The sequence below is a fragment of the Nonomuraea lactucae genome (assembly GCF_003313395.1).
GTDB lineage: Bacteria > Actinomycetota > Actinomycetes > Streptosporangiales > Streptosporangiaceae > Nonomuraea > Nonomuraea lactucae.
Map to the genome: position 1 here is coordinate 1 of NZ_QNFZ01000096.1, position 901 is coordinate 901.

The following is a 901-nucleotide window of genomic DNA, read 5'->3' on the forward strand; positions in this document are numbered from 1 at the left end:
CGTGTTGATGAACAACCCGACGATCGACTCCATCCCGGCCAACTCCGCCGGACGACCCGACACCGTCAGACCGAACACCACGTCGGACTCACCGCTGTAACGCGACAGCAGCAGCGCCCACCCAGCCTGAACGACCGTGCCCAGCGTCACCCGCGCCCGCCGCGCCAGCCCCACCAGACCTGCGGTGACCTCAGCCGACAGCTCGAACCGGCGCCGATCCTGCGCCCAATGCGCGGTCGCCTGCCGATCCACCGGCAACGCGGTCGGCGCCTCGAACCCAGCCAGGTATCCCCGCCAGAACTCCTCCGCCTCACCCGGCTCCCGCTCCCGCAACCACGCGATGAAGTCCCGGTACGGCCGCACCGCCGGCAGCACCGGCTGCTCACCACGGCGCAGCACCTCGTACGCCCGCGACACCTCGTCCATCAGGATGGGCAGGCTCCACCCGTCCGTGCAGATGTGATGGAACGTCAGGACGAGCCAGAAACGCTCTTCGCCGCGCGCGATGAGACGCACCCTCATCAACGGGGGACGCGCCAGATCGAAGCCGCGGTCGCGGTCCTCCCGGAGGAACTCGGCCAGCTCCGCGTGAGCGTCGGCGACGCCCGACCAGTCGAGGACCTCGAAGGGAAGCTCCACCTGCTCGTGGACGACCTGCAGCGGCTCCGGCACACCCTCCCAGACCAGCCCGGTGCGCAGTGCCGTGTGGCGCTCGACGACCAGTGCCCACGCCCGCCGCAGCGCGGCCACATCGACTTCACCGGCGAACTCGTACAGTCCCTGCGCCGTGTAGACGCCGGCACCGTCGGCCGGAGCCTCCAGGACGTGGAAGAGGATTCCCTGCTGGACCGAGGTCAACGGATACACATCCGCCACCCGCGCCCCGGCGGCCACCGCATCC

Annotated in this window: 1 protein-coding gene; it reads right to left on the reverse strand. The window is 70.3% G+C overall.

The annotated features are described in order from the left end of the window. A partial coding sequence (locus tag DQW85_RS07165) for a condensation domain-containing protein (protein WP_240196986.1) occupies positions 1 to 867 on the reverse strand: 867 nt, incomplete at its 3' end. Positions 868 to 901 lie beyond the last annotated feature (34 nt).